Here is a 15,911-nt window from a genome sequence, read left to right as displayed (position 1 = left end):
CCCTTTCGCAATTGGCTGGACCACTATGTCGATGACGTGATGGAGACTGCCTGCGGCTTGCATAACTTCCGCCTGACACACCGAGCAAAGCCAGGTCGTCTAGTGGGTCAAGCCGCTTGACCCCGAACGGTGAGAGGATATGGTGACTTCAACCGATTCCTTTCTTATTTCCGATAAAGTCTACTAAAATTACCTATTTGGGACGGTGTACTAGGAGTCAAACCACCTCCAGAGACATGGGGAGTCTTAGCAGTGGAGCGACGAGTACGTTTCTTAGTCAAAGGATTCTTTTCGGCCATTAATTTTTCTCCTGATGATATGCAGGGCTAATTCGACTTTTGCTCGCTGAGCGCGGATGACCGCTAGACGGGTTTGCTGGACGGATATCTGGACAGCGATCTCCTCAATGCCGCTATTGATAGCGGCCCGCTCAGTCCGCTCAACAGCTTCCTTGAACGCTAGGTGACGGTAGATCAAAGCTTCGGCAAGGCGGTTCATGGCGTGGCTCTTGTAAAGAATGTGCTGAGGTAAACAGCCACAAAACAAACGCTGAGGCGATCGCTAAGACAACTACGCTGACTGCACTGGTGGTTCCTCGCCGGGCTGTGGCTTTCCCGGCAGCGTGCCGGCTTCGGCAGCTTGAACGGTTGCTTTGAATGCCTCGTGCTTAGTTTGCAGAGCGCTATAGCCTAGCTGCACGCCTCGGAGCTGCCACTCGTGTAGGAGAAGCTGATCGCTGAGGCTCATTGCTTCACGGTACTGGGCGTTGAGCGCTTGAGTCCGTTGGAACTGCTGCTGCATGTGCTCTAGAGCTTGCCGCTGCTGAGCTTCAAACACAGCCAGGCGTTGCTGTTGCATTGTTAGATAAGCAGCATCATTACCAACCGGGATAGGGCTAGCAACTGATGGCAAGGAGGGCAGGCAACCAATGTGCAGCGTCAAGCCTTCAGAAGCTTCACCATCAAGAATTTTAGTAGGGCTTAGAGGCATTTCACCAGAAGACTTATGAAGCTTCTGAGATTGAGACTGACAATCGCCAATAGCCGAATCAATATTAAATTCACGCTTCAAAGTCACTACTGCATCAGGACTTAAGCCTGCTTTGGTATCAATTGATAGCGCTTTACAACGCCCATAAACAGTGCTTTTGGGAAGTTTGTGAGTCTTACAAAAGCTATGCAACGAAATTTTGTTCATTTTGAACACCTCAAAACGTTGAAAAAACTTGAATAGAACGGTCTTGAACACTTTTCGCCGTACTGTTTCGTGCGCCATAAGTTCAGGCAAAGTACGTAGACGTTCACTTCATTTACTGAGGATGCTAACATGTTTTTATGCTAATCGCATAAATTTTATCTAATGGCATTAGCATAAAAATGATTTGTTAGCTTGGAGGATTTACAATTCATGCAGATAAGCGAGAAAGACATGACAAAACGGTTAACTATCTCAATAGACGATGATGTCTATGAGGTGCTGGAATCCTGGGCTGATGAAGAAGTGAGAACTGTCGCAAACCTAGCAGCAGCGATTGTGACCTTAGAGGCGCGTAAGCGCCAGAAAGATCAAACGGAACAAGCTAGCCAATAGGAGATCGCAGCTATGACAGACTCTCACAAAGCAACTAGAGCCTCTATCACTATCGGATCGATAACCGTCGATGGTTTCATGCTGCCGGATGGCAGTTATTGCATGAACCAAACTGAAGCCGCAGACAGCGTAGGTCTTTCTGAAAGAAACGCCCGCGATTTTTTGCGTTCAAAAGCTATCAAATCCCTGTTGGGAAAGGGGTATACGCCCGCGAAAAAAGATTTAATCGAAGTAGACTCAGCAACTCAAGCTAGAGGACAAACCCGAATTAGCCCCTTATCTCTCAGTGAAGTCTCAGCTTTTTGGCTATGGCAAGCCTACAGGGGCAATAGACAAGCTTTGTCACTCTGCATGGGACTCATCGTTGAATCTCTAGAACGTCGCTTTGATAACGCCTTTGGTGTGAGTCGTAGCGAGGGGGAGTACAACGATCGCCTAGCGCAGCGTATCCGGCAGCTAGAAGTGGACTTAGAACAGTTAGGTGAGAACTACTCTGAACCTGACCTACTGCGAGAGCATATCAATCGATTAGAAGATCAGGTTAGACAGCTAGGTGGTCAGCCTTGGCAGCTACCCAGTAGTGATGAAAAGTGAGAGCGATCGCTAAGTGTCTGAAAGCCTAGACCGAATTGAAGCTTTGTTAGAGTGTATGGCTCAGCGACACGAAGCTGATCATCAGCAGATGATAGCTGAGCTACGAGAAACAAAGATAATTACAGACAGCAGCGTTAAAGCGATTGCTGCTAGTAATGTAGCGATCGCCGAACTCAGAACATCAATTGCTGAAACTAAAGCAATTACCGACTCTAATGCTAGAGCGATTGGAGCTTGGGGACTTCGGATCGATGACGAGCGTGCCGAGACAGTAGATGTCAAATAAGTTGTGCTACAGGTTCAAATTGGAGATTTCTAGTCTCTGTCTCGCCAACGCTACTGCGCAACGACAGCAATCAGTAGCTTGTGTAAAGTACCTTATCAAGAACTTTTAGGCGAGATCACATAGAATAGCCCTACGTAGCCTAAAGGAGGTGATGTCTGTTGAAAGTTTGAGAGCGTGAACCCCTAGATAGCAGAAAACGTTAGCACTACCACCGGCAAGTGACTTGCTAACGCTCTCTCTCCAGAAGCCATGCTTGCTGAGCAGCGGCACGGGGTTCTGTTTTAAATTTCTGTCACCATACTAGCGCCTGTAGATCATCTCTGCAATAGTGCGTTTGTTTGTTGTGCAAATTTTTTGGAGACATCTTTAGATGACTCTGTTTTGCCACAGCTCAAATTCAGGTGATGAGAACGCTTCAGCTCAGCATCACTGAACTTTAGTTTTTCTGAAACAATGCACGTTGAATTTCAGCAGGAATGCTGTATCGGCTCAGCCGTTGATATTGAGCTGTACCAGGCTGCCGTCAACATTCACCAAGATCTAGAAATTGCCGCTGGCGGCGAACCCAGCACCCCGATTCACGATGCCCTCGGCTGGCAATACAAACGCTTCGGCCTTCAAGCTAGAGACAATCTGCAAGGGGCTATCTTTTTCAACGAAGATGGCACCCCCTGGCAGGTCAAGCTGGCTCAGGCCAAAATTGACAAGCGTAAAACAACGAAGGCGCTCAAACATGCGCTGAACTTGACCGAAGGAGCGATCGCCCATCGCTTCAACCAGCTCACCCAACAGCATCCCCAGATTGTTAGGCGGCGCAAATACGAAACGCCCATCGGCAACGGCAGTAAACCCTATTTGCCGCCCATTCCAACCCAGATCAGACAACGCATCAGCCAGCGCCACGGGATTGAGGTCCCATCATCCGGTTCTTTCTGGCAATGGCTAGCGCATCATCCTGAAGTGCCAATTTTGATTACTGAGGGCGCCAAGAAATCACTTTGCCTGCTTTCTCAGGGTTATGTCGGGATCGCCCTCTATGGGGTCAACGGCGGCTATCGCTCTAAGGATGCTCTAGGCCATCCGGTCCAGCCCTATCTGATTCCAGAGCTGCTGCCCTTCGTGGAAGGCGATCGCTTAGTCACGCTAGCTTTCGACCAGGATGCTGCTGCTCAAACTCGCAGGCGAGTAGCGATCGCCCTTTCTCGCTTTGGCCGGCTGCTGGAAGCGCAAGGCGCAGCGGTCAACATCGTGCAGTGGGATGGCGCTGTCGGCAAAGGCGCTGACGACTTTATCGTGGCCGCTGGCGCTGACGCTTTTGCCACTCAGCTAGAGCAATCTTTGCCTTTAGAGCAGTGGAAGCTATGGAATGCCCTCGATAGTCAGCTCACTCACAAAGCCGATGTGCGCCTCAACGTCTGGGGACTCTCTGCACTCAAGCCTGAGTCTGTCCCCGCTGAAGGCATCGTGGCGATCGCCGCGCCCAAAGGCTGCGGCAAGACCAATTTGATTGCCTCGCTGACCGCTGATTCAGAGAAGCTGCTGCCTGCGGGCCACCGTATTGCCCTGATGCGTAACCTCTGCCAGCGGCTTGGCGCAGACTATCGGGGCGATCTCGACAAAGCCGAGGGCAAGTTCATCAGCGGCGCTGGCTATACCCTGCGTGTCGGCACCTGCGTTGAATCGCTGCTGGCGATCAATCCAGATCAGTTTGCTGGGTGTGACCTGGTGCTTGATGAAGTGGTACAGGTTTTGCGCTCATTGCTGACCAGCTCCACCTGTAACCGCGATGGCCGCAGACCGGCGCTGCTGGCTCGGTTCCATCAGCTCGTTCAGGTAGCTCGGCGCGTCATCCTGGCCGATGCTGACCTCAACAATGATGTGCTGGACTATATTACTGAGCTTAGGGGCGATCGCCAGAAACCTTTTCTAATTCGCAACGACTACAAAACCGTCAGCTACAGCGTCCGCTTCATTGAGGCCAAAGATGCCTCTGTGATTACGGCGCGGCTGCTGGCAGATATCCAAAGCGGCAAAAAGGTCTTCGTTGCCACCGATAGCAAAGCAGGTTCTAAGAAACTAGAACGGCTGGTGGCTCAGATTGAAGGCTTGGGACTGCGCTGCCTGCTGCTGAACTCTGAAACCAGTGGCGGCGAGATTGAGCAGGCGTTCATCCAAAACCCCAACGCCCATCTAAAAGACTTCGACGTGGTGATCGCTACCCCGTCGATGGCAACGGGCGTCAGCATCGAAACAGACTACTTTGATAAAGTCTACGGCCTGTTCTGGGGGGTTTCTTCTACCGATGCTGACATGAGCCAAGCGCTAGGCCGGGTGCGCCCACCCATCGAGCGTGTCGTCTGGTGCGCTGAGCATGGCCGAAACTACAGCCGTCTCTCGCGCAGCACCTCACACCTATTCCTCAAAAAGGTGCTCAGGGATAAGACCCATACCTCAGCCTCGCTGATTCGCTCTAGCCTCAGAGAAGACATCACCGGGGCGATCGCTGCCTACGACTGGCAAAGTGACCCGCATCTGAACTTATGGTCGCGCTTTGAAGCTGAGCGCAACCGCTCAATGGGTAACTTACGCCTAGCGCTGAAGGTGCGCCTGCAATGGGAAGGCAACCGGATTGAAGCGATCGCGGCTGAAACTGACCAGGCCGCCAAGCTGCTGCTCAAAGAAGCTAGAGACGCGATTAAGACAATGGAAGCCCAGCAAGTCGCTGAGGCCGATAATCTCACTTACCTAGAGTACGAAGCTTTGAAAAACAAGGAAAACCCCAGCCCAGAAGAACGCCTCGCCGCTGCCAAGTTTGCGATCGCTGATTTCTACTGCCTGCCAGTCGAAGCGATTAGCGCTGAGCTAGTAGAAGCGGACAATAACGGCAGACGGCGGGGGGAGCTGCTACAGCTTGAAGCCCTACTCCATCCTGATACCGCCATTGGAGCCGATGCCGGCAAGTTGGAGAAGCAGGCCAACTGGCAGCAAGGGCTGACGCCTTGGGATATGAGCGATGCTGAACTCAAGCGCCAGATCCGGCAGCGGCTTGGGCTGAGCGACTTTTTAGACGAAACCCGCGAATGGACCCGCTACGACTTGGAAGCGTTTGTTCAAAGAGCCAGAGCGATCTCCTTGCAGATCAAGCTAGCACTGCACTTCACGATCAAAGAAGAGATGAGTCCGGTTCAAGTTGCTCACCAGCTTCTAGCGCAGCTCGGCATCAAAACTGAGTTTCGCTGGAGCCGGAGTATGCCGGGGCATGAAGGCCAAAAGCTGCGGGTTTACCGGCTCAAAGCTGAGCACTACCAAGAGCAGCTAGAAGTTTTGCAGCGGCGGGCAGAAAGGCGCGATCGCATCGCTCAGGCCCAAGCGGAAACAGCCGGATCGCCCCAAGCTAATATAGAGAAAACTTGGATGGGTGATCCGGCTACAACCCTAGGAATAATTGAAGTAGAAGCAGAGGAACGCTTGAACTTCCTAGATAAACAAGCCAATCTAGCGCCAGAGTCGGCCCTTTTAGCTTTTGTACCACCTGAGGGAGATGGATTAGGCAAAGCGATCGCCTCTTGAGCTAGTCTCCTAAAGCGGCGCTGTCCTGCCAAACAAAAAGCAATTTTCATTCGTGGTACTTTTGTAAATCAGTCTTAAAAGCGACATGAATGAAGCTAGATCTATAACTAGTGGTCGAGTTTGGCGATCGCCCGACACTAGGTTTGTAAGCAATAGCTTAAACTTTCTGGCTGATGTAGCAGCGAAAGGCTTTAATAGCAAAGAGGCTGGAGCTTCCAATGGCGAAGTCCCTAAGCTAGCCCCCACCCAAATAATGCCGCTTTCAAACTCAATCTTCATTTCCTATCGCAGAAGTGACAGCCAAGACATTACAGGTCGCATCTATGAATACCTAGAAAGACACTTTGGTGCTGAAGTAATCTTTCGGGATGTGTATTCGATTCCATTAGGTGATGACTATCGCACTCACCTTAGGGAAAAAGCTCAAAACTGCCAGGTTTTGGTTGCCGTTCTAGGCCCTGATTGGCTTACGGTGTCTGAAAAAGAGAGCGGTCAACGCCGATTAGACAACCCCGATGATTGGGTGCGCATTGAGATTGAGACTGCTTTGAATCGTGATATTGCTGTCATTCCGCTCTTGGTCAATGGGGCACGTGTTCCTCAGGAAGAGGATTTACCGGGCGATTTGAAACCTCTAGCTCACCGTAATGCAGCAGTCGTCAGGCCAGATCCGGACTTCCAGCCAGATTTGGAGCGACTGATTCGGCAGCTAGAAAAAATTGTTAAGCCGGAAGAGAAAAAGTCTTCTCTTAGCCGAGGCCAGCAGTTGAAGGTGGAATATCTACAAAATAAGCTAGCGGATCTGGAAAAGCAGCTTTCCATCGTGCAGAAAGAACTGGGTGCTACGACTGATGTGATTATTGGGAGCAAACTAGAAAAACGACAGATTTTGCTCTGGGAAGAAATTGATTCAGTTGATCAAGAAGTTCAGAAACTGAAGTCGGGGAATGAGTGAACGTAATCTGAAACTTGAATACTGGCAAGCGAGGCTCGCAGATCTTGAACAGAGAAGCAAAGAACTTGAGTTAGAGATTGGCGGTACCGTTGATTCTTCTGTCCGGAGAGGCTTAGAAAAAAAGTTGTTGTCTGTCCTTGATGAAGTTGATTCTGTTAGAGACACCATTTCAGAGATTGAGCAAACGATTCAATACGGAACAGTTAGGGCAAGAGATCGGGCGCTTCTCGCCATTTTGCAGGCTAGTTCTGATCAAATAGTGGTGATGCAGCAAGCCTATCAGACTACAGTATTACACTGGCAGGCTGACGTGCCTCAGGCTGTGGAATCACCTGAAGCAATGGTTTGTGAACTCAATCGCATTGGTTTGACAGCTGACTATAGTGCTCTTGAAGAGTTTGTTGCTCACCTTGTCAGTAAGCTTGATAGTAAGGCTGACAATACTGGGTTAATAACCTCATTAACTCAGTGGGGACAGCAATATTATCCAGAGCGTAACTGGTTGGCGCTCAGGACTCAGATTCAGAATAAGTTTGAGAAAAAAAGTACGGCTTTTCAGCCTGCTATTTTGATTCGTATCCGCTTAGATGAAGAAACCACAACTCAGTCTACTGACAATATCTCTCATTACTGCTTAGAAGCTTGGCTGGTTGAGGATGTTAAGACCTATCAAGAGCAAGGAAGTCAGCGAACAGGCTATCATACCTTGGTTGAAGCAGATACTCCGGCTGCTGCTCCTTTTGTTCTTGAAGAGCTTGACGCTAAAATTCAGCCACTGCTTGAGCAGTGGCTGATCCAGGCTAAACAAATTCTGATTAATTGCAAAAAAGCTCCTGAATTTTACATCTTTCTACCAAAAAAACTTTTGGATCTAAAGGTAGACTACTGGCCCTTAGATCCCCCAAAACCGCCTAATAGACCTAAGCGACTAGGGTTCCTGTACAGGGTCGTCTTGTGCTGTGCCGATCGCCTAGAGGGAGTGTACCCAGTAGATCGCTGGCATAGTTTTTGGCAGCGGCATCAAGATTCTCTAGGTAGAAAAGCTTCTGACATGTTTGTGGACGGCAGCGATCGCGATTTAGATGCTTTGATTGAGATTTTAGAAGAAGCCTTTGAGACCAACTCGGCTCTGGGGTTGAAAATAACAACAGCCCTCCGTATACCTACAGCTGAGGATCTGTTTGAAGAGCTATTAATTTCAGGTTTACCCCTGGCGATTTGGGGACGGTGCGACGAACCTCTCATTTCCAGAGTGACGGAGCTAGGTACAATTCTTCAGACTGATGTCCTCGACAAGTTACCCGAAACCGTTCAAACAAAGCGTCGTCAGGCACGTATATCTAGTAATACGCCAGAATGTCATATTGGTCATCACCTATCGTTACTGCGCGACGATCCGACGTTGATTCCGCCTAAGAGTGCCTAAATTGCAATGACTACCTCCCAAGATTCTCAAGATGACTGGCAAATTTTTAAGGGGAATGACACTGAGCCGCATAGCGGGATAGAAAAGCTACCTCCTCCTCCTAGCTGGCGGCCCTTTGGCAAAGATATTAGTCCGGGAGTCAGTCGTCGCAAGCTGCGAGGCAAAACCTTTCGGACTCGTCCAGAGGAGGTCAAAATGGTCAATGCCGCCCTCTATCTGCGCCGTCCTCTGTTAATTACGGGCAGACCCGGTACGGGCAAATCCTCTCTAGCCTACGCTGTGGCTGAAGAATTGGGATTGGGCGAGGTGCTCTACTGGCCGATTACTACTCGCACAACGCTGAAGGCAGGTCTATATAACTATGACGCCATTGGTCGTCTTCAGGAAGTCAAAGAGATAGAGGCCCGTGGCTTACCACCAGAATCTGTAGGAGATCGGCAAAAAAAGGCTGAAAAAATAGCCAGTTTCACTACTCTAGGCCCGTTAGGAACTGCTTTGCTGCCTTCTGAGCGGCCACGCGTGTTGCTGATTGATGAGATTGATAAAAGCGATATTGATTTACCTAATGACTTACTCACGATTTTTGAAGAGGGACGGTTTGAAATTCCTGAACTGCTGCGCTTGGAAAAAGACGATCCGGATAATCCAGAAACCGTAGAGCCACTCAGCGTCAGAGTCAGAACAGCCTATACCGATGACGAAGAAATCACCAAAGCCGACCAAAAATTCACGATTCCGGGAGGACGAATCACCTGCAAGGAATTTCCCTTAGTCATCCTTACCAGCAATGGAGAACGGGACTTTCCACCGCCATTCCTGCGGCGCTGCCTGCGGCTAAACATGTATGAGCCGGATCGAGCTCAGCTGGTAGAAATTGTGAAAAAGCACTTTGAAAATGCTGAGGGTGGCTGTGATCTATCAGAAGCAAAAATTGAGCACTGGATTGGGGAATTTCTAGCCAAGCGCAACGACAAAGAACAGTTGGCTACAGACCAGTTGCTAAATGCTCTATATATTGTGGCTCATGGACGCGAGTCGCTAGGGGACGATATGGAAGAGTTTGTCAAACGCTTCTTGATGGCTTCTTTAGATCGGGCATTGCCGGCAAAACCTAAAGATCGCTCCCCTGCATCAAAAAATCCATGATTGAGCAGTTTATTGCAGCTTTACAAGATGTGGGTTTAGTTCTCAGTCAGGCAGAACTCGATGCCCTCAGCGAAGGGCAGTCTCTACTTCACGATGAAGACATCGCTGACACGCTGTGGCTAGCAGCTCAAATGGGAGAGCCAGTTTCTGAATCTAAAGTATCTGATGAACCGCAAGGTCAAGCTCAATCTTCTGGTTCGGTTAAAGAAGAAACAGGGACAACAGCATCTGCGTCGCCATCTGCGCTCGATATCCCCGCTTATATACCAGAATCGAAGAAGAAATGGTCAGAGGATAAAAGAGAAACTTCAGAGTCTGGTCTACCGCTTCAGGTGCAGGCTGCGCCCTCTCTCCCTAATGCTCGGGCGATCGCCCGTTCTCTGCGGCCTCTGATGCGAAAGGCACCTTCTCGGACTCAGCAAGTTTTAGATGAGATAGCGACTGTCGATCGCATTGCAGCAGAGGATATCTGGATTCCAGTGCTCAAACCTGCTTTGGAGCGCTGGTTTTCTCTAGATCTAGTCATAGAGTCTTCTCGCTTTAGTTTCGTCTGGGAATCTCCTTTAGCAGAGTTTCAGTCTGTTTTAGAGCGACAGGGTGCTTTCCGTAATGTTCGTGCTTGGTCAGTAGAAGCAAAGCAAGAAAAAACCAAATTATTGCCCAAAACAACAACTAGGACTGCGGGGCCAGCCCCAGAAGACAATACAGTCCCAGCGATCGCCCGCAGTCCACGAGAACTTATCGACGCCTCTGGGCGTGCTTTGGTCTTCTATATCAGTGACTGTCGTTCTCATCTCTGGCGGTCTGGCAAAATCCATGAATGGCTTAAGCTATGGAGCCAGCATCAGCCGACAGCCGTCGTTCAGCTTCTGCCGGAGCGCTTGTGGAGCCAGACGGAACTGAATGTAGGGCACAAAGTACAGGTGAGCGCTTTTGCGCCTGGGGTGGCAAACACCAATCTAAAGATGCACAATCAGCCTACTCGCCGGTCTGTCTCGTCGGACTCCTTGACTTTACCTGTAGTGACCCTGACGGTAAATGCTCTGCAGCAATGGGCGTGCGTTGTGACAGCCGCCGGGCAGCAGCGTTTGCCTGCTCGACTGTTCGACCTAGATTGGGTGACAGATACTAAGCGGATTGATCAGTCTGACTGGACCGTCATTGAGCCCCAGACGCCTGAGGCACGGTTAGAACTCTTTAATGCCACTGCTTCCCCAATGGCAAAGCGATTGGCAAGGTTAATGTCAGTAGTGCCTGTGGATCTGCCTGTGGTGCATCTCATTCAAAAAACCTTCTTCGAGGAGGCTGCTGATTCTATTTATACGGCTGAGGTTTATGACAGTTGCTTACTAGAGCCGATTGGTGTGGCTGAATTGGGTGAGGGGCTTCGCTATGATTTTTTTCCAGGTGTGCGGGAACTGCTCAATCCGGTCAATCCGATCGATGAGACTTTGAAGGTGTTAGATGTACTGTCTAAGGAAATAGCCCGCACCCTCGGGTTTGAAATCAATAGCTTTACGGCTTTGCTATATCCCCATACGGATTGGGGCGAAAAAGAGAAAGCGGCTATCTTACCCTTTGCCAGAATTGCGACCCACGTGCTACATCGTCTAGGAGGGCAATACGCAGATCTAGCGCAGCAGGTAGAGCAAGACGCGGCTCAACAAAAGGATTGGCTCCAGCCGGAGCAGTCCCAACCGGTCTTCCCAGAGTTTAAGCTGCTGGAGTTTGAGACAGCCAAGCTACTAGAAGGTACGGAGTCTATAAACGACTTCAGGCTGATAGTGGATGAGTTCACAATAGCGACAGTTGTTATTGAGAGCAATAGCGAGTTAGAACAGTTTGAGTTTGACGTTGCCACCATCAGCAGAGCAGAGGAACCTCGCCAAGGCGGCTCTTTGCGTAACCTGTTTCGGCGACAGTCGCCTAACAGCGATTGGGTGATTCGTCGCCGTCGGGGACAGGCACGGCGATTCATTGAGCTTTTAGGTGATACCCAGCTAGAGATGGTGGCTATTCCAGCGGGCAAATTTCTTATGGGTTCGCCAGAAGCTGAGCCAGTTCGCAGTCCTACTGAAGGCCCTCAGCACGAAGTCGCTATTTCAAACTTTTTCATGGCCCGCTACCCCGTCACCCAAGCGCAGTGGCGCTTTGTCGCGGGTCTGCCTCAAAAAGAGATTAAGCTTGCCCCAGACCCCTCAAACTTCGAAGGCGATCGCCGTCCAGTGGAGCGAGTGAGCTGGGACGAGGCAGTGGAGTTTTGTCAGCGCTTAGCAGAGCATACAGGGCGTTCTTATCGGCTACCGAGTGAAGCGGAATGGGAATATGCCTGCCGCGCTGGCACTACGACTCCCTTTCACTTTGGCGATACCCTGACCGCTAAGCTAGCCAACTATGACGCTAGAGAAACCTATAGCCGGGGGCCAAAGGGAGACTACCGAGCAGAGACGACCCCGGTAGATCACTTTGGCATTGGCAATGCCTTTGGATTGAGTGACATGCACGGCAATGTCCGGGAGTGGTGTGAGGATCACTGGCACAGCAATTACGAAGGTGCCCCAGAGGATGGTAGTGCTTGGCTGATGGATAATAAAGAGGCTAATCGTGTGAGTCGCGGCGGCTCCTGGTACAACGCTCCTTGGAATTGCCGTTCTGCCTATCGCTACAACCTTCAACCGGGTAACCGCCCCTACAATCTCGGTTTTCGCGTTGTTTGTTCCGCCCCAGGCTCTCTTCAGTAGCCCTTTACTCTTTTACCCTCTTGCCCTTTTTCGCTGATTAGAGAGAATATGGCACAGCCCACAGCCAATGTCGTGATTGAGAAGCGTCGAGGCCAGAATCAGTGCTTTGACGAGGCGCTAAGTACAGATCTGTCGCTGCGGATGATGTTGATTCCGGGGGGTGAATTTTTGATGGGGTCGCCGGAGGATGAGCTGGAGCGGCTAAAGCGTGAAGGCCCGCAGCACCGGGTACAGGTGCCTCAGTTCTTCATGGGCAAGTATCCGGTGACACAGGCACAGTGGCGCTTTGTGGCGGGTTTGCCGCAGCTAGGACACGAGCTGCGGCTAGAGCCTTCTCGCTTTAAGGGGGATAAACGGCCTGTGGAGCAGGTGAGCTGGTATGAGGCAGTTGAATTCTGTCAGCGCTTAGCTGAGTACACCAAGCGTCCTTATCGGCTACCGAGTGAGGCGGAATGGGAATATGCCTGTCGTGCCGGGACAACGACGCCCTTTCACTTTGGTGAGACGATTACGACTGATTTAGCCAATTACCGAGGAAAAGACAATGAGAAACGGGGTTGGTCAGGCTCCCATGGAGACGGGCCAAAGGGAGAACATCGAAAAGAGACGACCCCGGTAGATTACTTTGATGTTGCTAACGCTTTTGGCTTATGCGACATGCACGGCAATGTTTGGGAGTGGTGTGAGGATCACTGGCATGGGAACTACAGGGATGCTCCTGAGGATGGCAGGGCTTGGCTGACGGACAATAAAGAGGCTGGTTGTGTGAGACGCGGCGGCTCCTGGGGCGACGATCCTAGGAATTGCCGTTCTGCCTATCGCTACTACATTCTTCCGGGTAACCGCGACTACAGGCTCGGTTTTCGCGTTGTTTGTTCCGCCCCAGGCTCTCTTCAGTAGCGCTCTGCGCTCTTTGCCCTCGTTCCCTGGCTCCGCCTGGGAACACTCCTAGAGCCTCCGGCTCTCATCCCCCTAGCACTACCACATCAAGCAGCCCCTCTCCTCCCGTATAGTTCCGATAGCTCGAATATCGCCAATGCGCCGGCTCATCCACATAGCCTCGCTCAACTGGATTGTTGTGAATATATTCCAGCTTCTGCCGCAACATCCTCTCCGACCCAATCATCTGCGGATGAAAGCCCTCTTGCCAGAGCTGATACTGCTGCCCTGTCTTATGCTTCAGCTTTGCCGCTTCCAAGCGTTCCAGCCAGTAGCTCCTATCGTAATTAGCTTTCAGCCAATCTATAATTGAGCGAGCCGTAAACGATTTGGAAATTCCCCATTTCCTTAGATAAGTTTTCAGCCGGTGCGATCGGGTGCAGATGGTTTTCCATAACAACGTAGCCATAGACCACTAATCGCTGCCGCGCTTGTAGAAAACTCAATGACTTCAGTAAAATGTTGACCAGTTCCGGCTTGCAAAACATCGGCATCCACTCAACCGTTGAGCAGGTGACGAAATGGGGCTGTGAATTTAAAACTCGGTAACGTGAACGACCCATCTTTTTTAAGAGGCAGAGCCTCTGTTAGGTTTCCCCGTCTGAGCCGGGGAACTAGAATGGGCTAGGGAGCTTGGTAGGCTGTGGCTGAAGAGTTGTCTAGTCCTCCCCTAGATTCTTATGCTTAGGTATGGCTGACTTTGTTATTCAACGAGAGCGCAAGCAAGCCCGCTACTTCACTGAAGACATCAACGGCGTCGGCCTAGATATGATTCTGATTCCGGGGGGTAGCTTCCTCATGGGATCTCCTGGCGATGAGCCAGAACGTAGCGATGACGAAGGGCCGCAATACCCGGTGACAGTGCCCACTTTTCTGATGGGGCGCTACCCCGTTACCCAGGCCCAGTGGAAAGCTGTTGCGGCGCTGCCTCAAAAAGAGCGAGAGCTTGACCCAGATCCCTCAAACTTTAAGGGCGCTACCCGCCCGGTTGAGCAAGTGAGCTGGTACGAAGCGGTTGAATTCTGCCAGCGGCTAGCGGAGTATACAAAGCGTCCCTACCGGCTACCGAGCGAAGCAGAGTGGGAATATGCCTGCCGCGCGGGTACCACCACGCCTTTCTACTTTGGCAAAACCCTGACTGCTGAGCTAGCCAATTACAATGCTGAAATAACTTATAACGGTGGGCCAGAGGGCGAATACCGAGGAGAGACGACCCCGGTAGATAAGTTTGGAGTTGCCAACGCTTTTGGTTTATGTGACATGCATGGCAATATTTTTGAATGGTGTGAGGATCACTGGCATGACAGCTATGAAAGTGCTCCCATTGACGGCAGTGCTTGGCTAACGGAAGAAGAAGAAGCTAGTCGTGTGCTACGCGGCGGCTCCTGGGACGACGTTCCTAGGCACTGCCGTTCTGCCTTTCGCTACTTCGATCTACCGGGCGACCGTCTCAGCAATATCGGTTTTCGTGTTGTTTGTTCCGCCCCAGGCTCTCTTCAGTAGCCCTTTGCGCTTTTGCCCTCTTGCCCTCTTTCGCGCGCAGCGCGATCAAATTTTTTGCCATATAGAATCAAAGCGCGAGCAAGATGCTCGCACTGACCCATTCGATGATCAAGACGAAGAGTGTGAGCGTCTCGCTCACGACCGTCAAACTAACCTAGGATAAGAACACCCCAATTTGCCGATCGCACCTGACAAGCTATGCCGATCGCCGCTAGCCCAGCCAAAACCTATACAGCAGAAGAGTACCTAGCCCTAGAGCTAGCCTCTGACAGTCGCAGCGAGTATCGCAATGGACAAATTATTCCGATGACCGGGGGGACTCCTGCTCACAATCAAATTGTCAGTGCCCTGAATGCCCTGCTTTGGTTTGGCCTACGTGGAAAGCCCTATAGCCTCTTCGTCGCTGATCAGCGCCTGTGGATTCCATCAGCCGAGCTTTACACCTATCCTGATGCGATGGTCATTGCCAATCCGCTAGAGCTAAAGTCAGGCCGCAAGGATACGGTGATGAATCCGCTACTGATTACCGAGGTTTTATCCGAGTCAACCCAGGGCTACGATCGCGGCGACAAGTTTGCGGCATACCGAACGATTCCCACACTGCAAGAATATCTGCTAATCGAGCAGTCCAAGCCAGCGGTTGAGCAGTTTGTGAAACAAAGTGAGAACCAATGGCTACTGACCGCTTACAGCGGTCTGGAAGCCAAGGTAAAGCTAGCCTCTGTCGAAGTAGAAATCGCTCTATGCGACCTCTATGGATCCCTTCAGCTTTAGCTAGCGCTATCAGCGTCTCTGAGCGAACCGTCGAAACCTCTACTTTTCTTAGGTAACAATATGAAGCCTTTCAACGTTACCTAAGATAATCTATTTAAAACTCGTGTGGTAGGCGTAGGCCGGGTTGATGTAGACGCACTCTCCCACGTCAAAGCGCATGACTTCATCGGGCGTCAGCAGCTTCTTGGTACGCACCTGCTCACTAGACTTTATCGGAAATAAGAAAGGAATCGGTTGAAGTCACCATATCCTCTCACCGTTCGGGGTCAAGCGGCTTGACCCACTAGACGACCTGGCTTTGCTCGGTGTGTCAGGCGGAAGTTATGCAAGCCGCAGGCAGTCTCCATCACGTCATCGACGTAGTGGTCCAGCCAATTGCGAAAGGGT

The 15,911-nt window shown here is 50.9% G+C and carries 13 protein-coding genes and 1 pseudogene; 11 read left to right on the top strand and 3 right to left on the bottom strand.

The genetic code is table 11. The features are described 5' to 3' along the window. Positions 1 to 273: 273 nt before the first annotated feature. Complete coding sequence (locus QJQ48_RS26785) at positions 274 to 498, bottom strand: hypothetical protein (RefSeq protein WP_346294295.1); 225 nt, start codon at positions 496 to 498, stop codon at positions 274 to 276. A gap of 72 nt (positions 499 to 570) precedes the next feature. Beyond that, on the bottom strand, positions 571 to 1,077 hold the full coding sequence (locus QJQ48_RS26780) for a hypothetical protein (protein ID WP_346294294.1): 507 nt from the start codon (positions 1,075 to 1,077) through the stop codon (positions 571 to 573). Between the two features lie 351 nt (positions 1,078 to 1,428). Between QJQ48_RS26780 and QJQ48_RS26775 the strand changes: the two genes are divergently transcribed. The 9 genes from QJQ48_RS26775 (at position 1,429) to QJQ48_RS26735 (ending at position 13,208) form a co-directional block, all read left to right on the top strand. After that, positions 1,429 to 1,590, top strand: a complete 162-nt coding sequence (locus QJQ48_RS26775) for a ribbon-helix-helix domain-containing protein (protein WP_346294293.1) — start codon at positions 1,429 to 1,431, stop codon at positions 1,588 to 1,590. A gap of 102 nt (positions 1,591 to 1,692) precedes the next feature. Further along, positions 1,693 to 2,184 (top strand): hypothetical protein, encoded by a 492-nt coding sequence (locus tag QJQ48_RS26770; protein ID WP_346294292.1) that lies wholly within the window; start codon positions 1,693 to 1,695, stop codon positions 2,182 to 2,184. A 55-nt stretch (positions 2,185 to 2,239) separates the two neighbouring features. Next, positions 2,240 to 2,470: a hypothetical protein gene (locus QJQ48_RS26765; RefSeq protein WP_346294291.1), complete on the top strand. Its 231-nt coding sequence runs from the start codon at positions 2,240 to 2,242 to the stop codon at positions 2,468 to 2,470. A 453-nt stretch (positions 2,471 to 2,923) separates the two neighbouring features. Next, a complete protein-coding gene (locus QJQ48_RS26760; RefSeq protein WP_346294290.1) occupies positions 2,924 to 6,040 on the top strand; it encodes a plasmid replication protein, CyRepA1 family in 3,117 nt (1,038 codons plus the stop codon). A gap of 253 nt (positions 6,041 to 6,293) precedes the next feature. Further along, positions 6,294 to 6,995, top strand: coding sequence for a TIR domain-containing protein (locus tag QJQ48_RS26755; protein WP_346294289.1), 702 nt, complete (start codon positions 6,294 to 6,296; stop codon positions 6,993 to 6,995). After that, positions 6,988 to 8,421, top strand: a complete 1,434-nt coding sequence (locus tag QJQ48_RS26750) for a VMAP-C domain-containing protein (RefSeq protein ID WP_346294288.1) — start codon at positions 6,988 to 6,990, stop codon at positions 8,419 to 8,421. Before QJQ48_RS26755 ends, QJQ48_RS26750 begins: the two co-directional genes overlap by 8 nt. A gap of 6 nt (positions 8,422 to 8,427) precedes the next feature. Then, a complete protein-coding gene (locus QJQ48_RS26745; protein WP_346294287.1) occupies positions 8,428 to 9,567 on the top strand; it encodes an AAA family ATPase in 1,140 nt (379 codons plus the stop codon). Continuing rightward, positions 9,564 to 12,308, top strand: coding sequence for an SAV_2336 N-terminal domain-related protein (locus QJQ48_RS26740; RefSeq protein WP_346294286.1), 2,745 nt, complete (start codon positions 9,564 to 9,566; stop codon positions 12,306 to 12,308). Before QJQ48_RS26745 ends, QJQ48_RS26740 begins: the two co-directional genes overlap by 4 nt. A gap of 48 nt (positions 12,309 to 12,356) precedes the next feature. Continuing rightward, positions 12,357 to 13,208: a formylglycine-generating enzyme family protein gene (locus QJQ48_RS26735; protein ID WP_346294285.1), complete on the top strand. Its 852-nt coding sequence runs from the start codon at positions 12,357 to 12,359 to the stop codon at positions 13,206 to 13,208. A gap of 64 nt (positions 13,209 to 13,272) precedes the next feature. Here the strand turns inward: QJQ48_RS26735 and QJQ48_RS26730 are convergent. Then, positions 13,273 to 13,810 (bottom strand): annotated as a pseudogene (locus tag QJQ48_RS26730) (REP-associated tyrosine transposase). A 127-nt stretch (positions 13,811 to 13,937) separates the two neighbouring features. On the opposite strand from QJQ48_RS26730, the gene QJQ48_RS26725 reads away from it, so the two are divergent. Continuing rightward, a complete protein-coding gene (locus tag QJQ48_RS26725; protein ID WP_346294284.1) occupies positions 13,938 to 14,750 on the top strand; it encodes a formylglycine-generating enzyme family protein in 813 nt (270 codons plus the stop codon). 198 nt (positions 14,751 to 14,948) lie between these two features. Continuing rightward, the gene (locus QJQ48_RS26720) at positions 14,949 to 15,524 is read left to right on the top strand and encodes a Uma2 family endonuclease (RefSeq protein ID WP_346294283.1); all 576 of its coding nucleotides are present in this window, start codon (positions 14,949 to 14,951) and stop codon (positions 15,522 to 15,524) included. Positions 15,525 to 15,911: the final 387 nt, after the last annotated feature.

Origin of the sequence: Sphaerothrix gracilis Ecp01 (assembly GCF_030405905.1) — a bacterium.
In the GTDB taxonomy this organism is placed as follows: Bacteria; Cyanobacteriota; Cyanobacteriia; order Phormidesmidales; family Phormidesmidaceae; genus Sphaerothrix; species Sphaerothrix gracilis.
This window is presented reverse-complemented; position numbering and strand designations above follow the sequence as displayed.

Coding starts and splice junctions, on each gene's coding strand:
- QJQ48_RS26785 (WP_346294295.1), bottom strand. CDS start 498: ATGAACCGCCTTGCCGAAGCTTTGATCTACCGTCACCTAGCGTTCAAG.
- QJQ48_RS26775 (WP_346294293.1), top strand. CDS start 1,429: ATGACAAAACGGTTAACTATCTCAATAGACGATGATGTCTATGAGGTG.
- QJQ48_RS26770 (WP_346294292.1), top strand. CDS start 1,693: ATGAACCAAACTGAAGCCGCAGACAGCGTAGGTCTTTCTGAAAGAAAC.
- QJQ48_RS26765 (WP_346294291.1), top strand. CDS start 2,240: ATGGCTCAGCGACACGAAGCTGATCATCAGCAGATGATAGCTGAGCTA.
- QJQ48_RS26760 (WP_346294290.1), top strand. CDS start 2,924: ATGCACGTTGAATTTCAGCAGGAATGCTGTATCGGCTCAGCCGTTGAT.
- QJQ48_RS26755 (WP_346294289.1), top strand. CDS start 6,294: ATGCCGCTTTCAAACTCAATCTTCATTTCCTATCGCAGAAGTGACAGC.
- QJQ48_RS26750 (WP_346294288.1), top strand. CDS start 6,988: ATGAGTGAACGTAATCTGAAACTTGAATACTGGCAAGCGAGGCTCGCA.
- QJQ48_RS26745 (WP_346294287.1), top strand. CDS start 8,428: ATGACTACCTCCCAAGATTCTCAAGATGACTGGCAAATTTTTAAGGGG.
- QJQ48_RS26740 (WP_346294286.1), top strand. CDS start 9,564: ATGATTGAGCAGTTTATTGCAGCTTTACAAGATGTGGGTTTAGTTCTC.
- QJQ48_RS26735 (WP_346294285.1), top strand. CDS start 12,357: ATGGCACAGCCCACAGCCAATGTCGTGATTGAGAAGCGTCGAGGCCAG.
- QJQ48_RS26725 (WP_346294284.1), top strand. CDS start 13,938: ATGGCTGACTTTGTTATTCAACGAGAGCGCAAGCAAGCCCGCTACTTC.
- QJQ48_RS26720 (WP_346294283.1), top strand. CDS start 14,949: ATGCCGATCGCCGCTAGCCCAGCCAAAACCTATACAGCAGAAGAGTAC.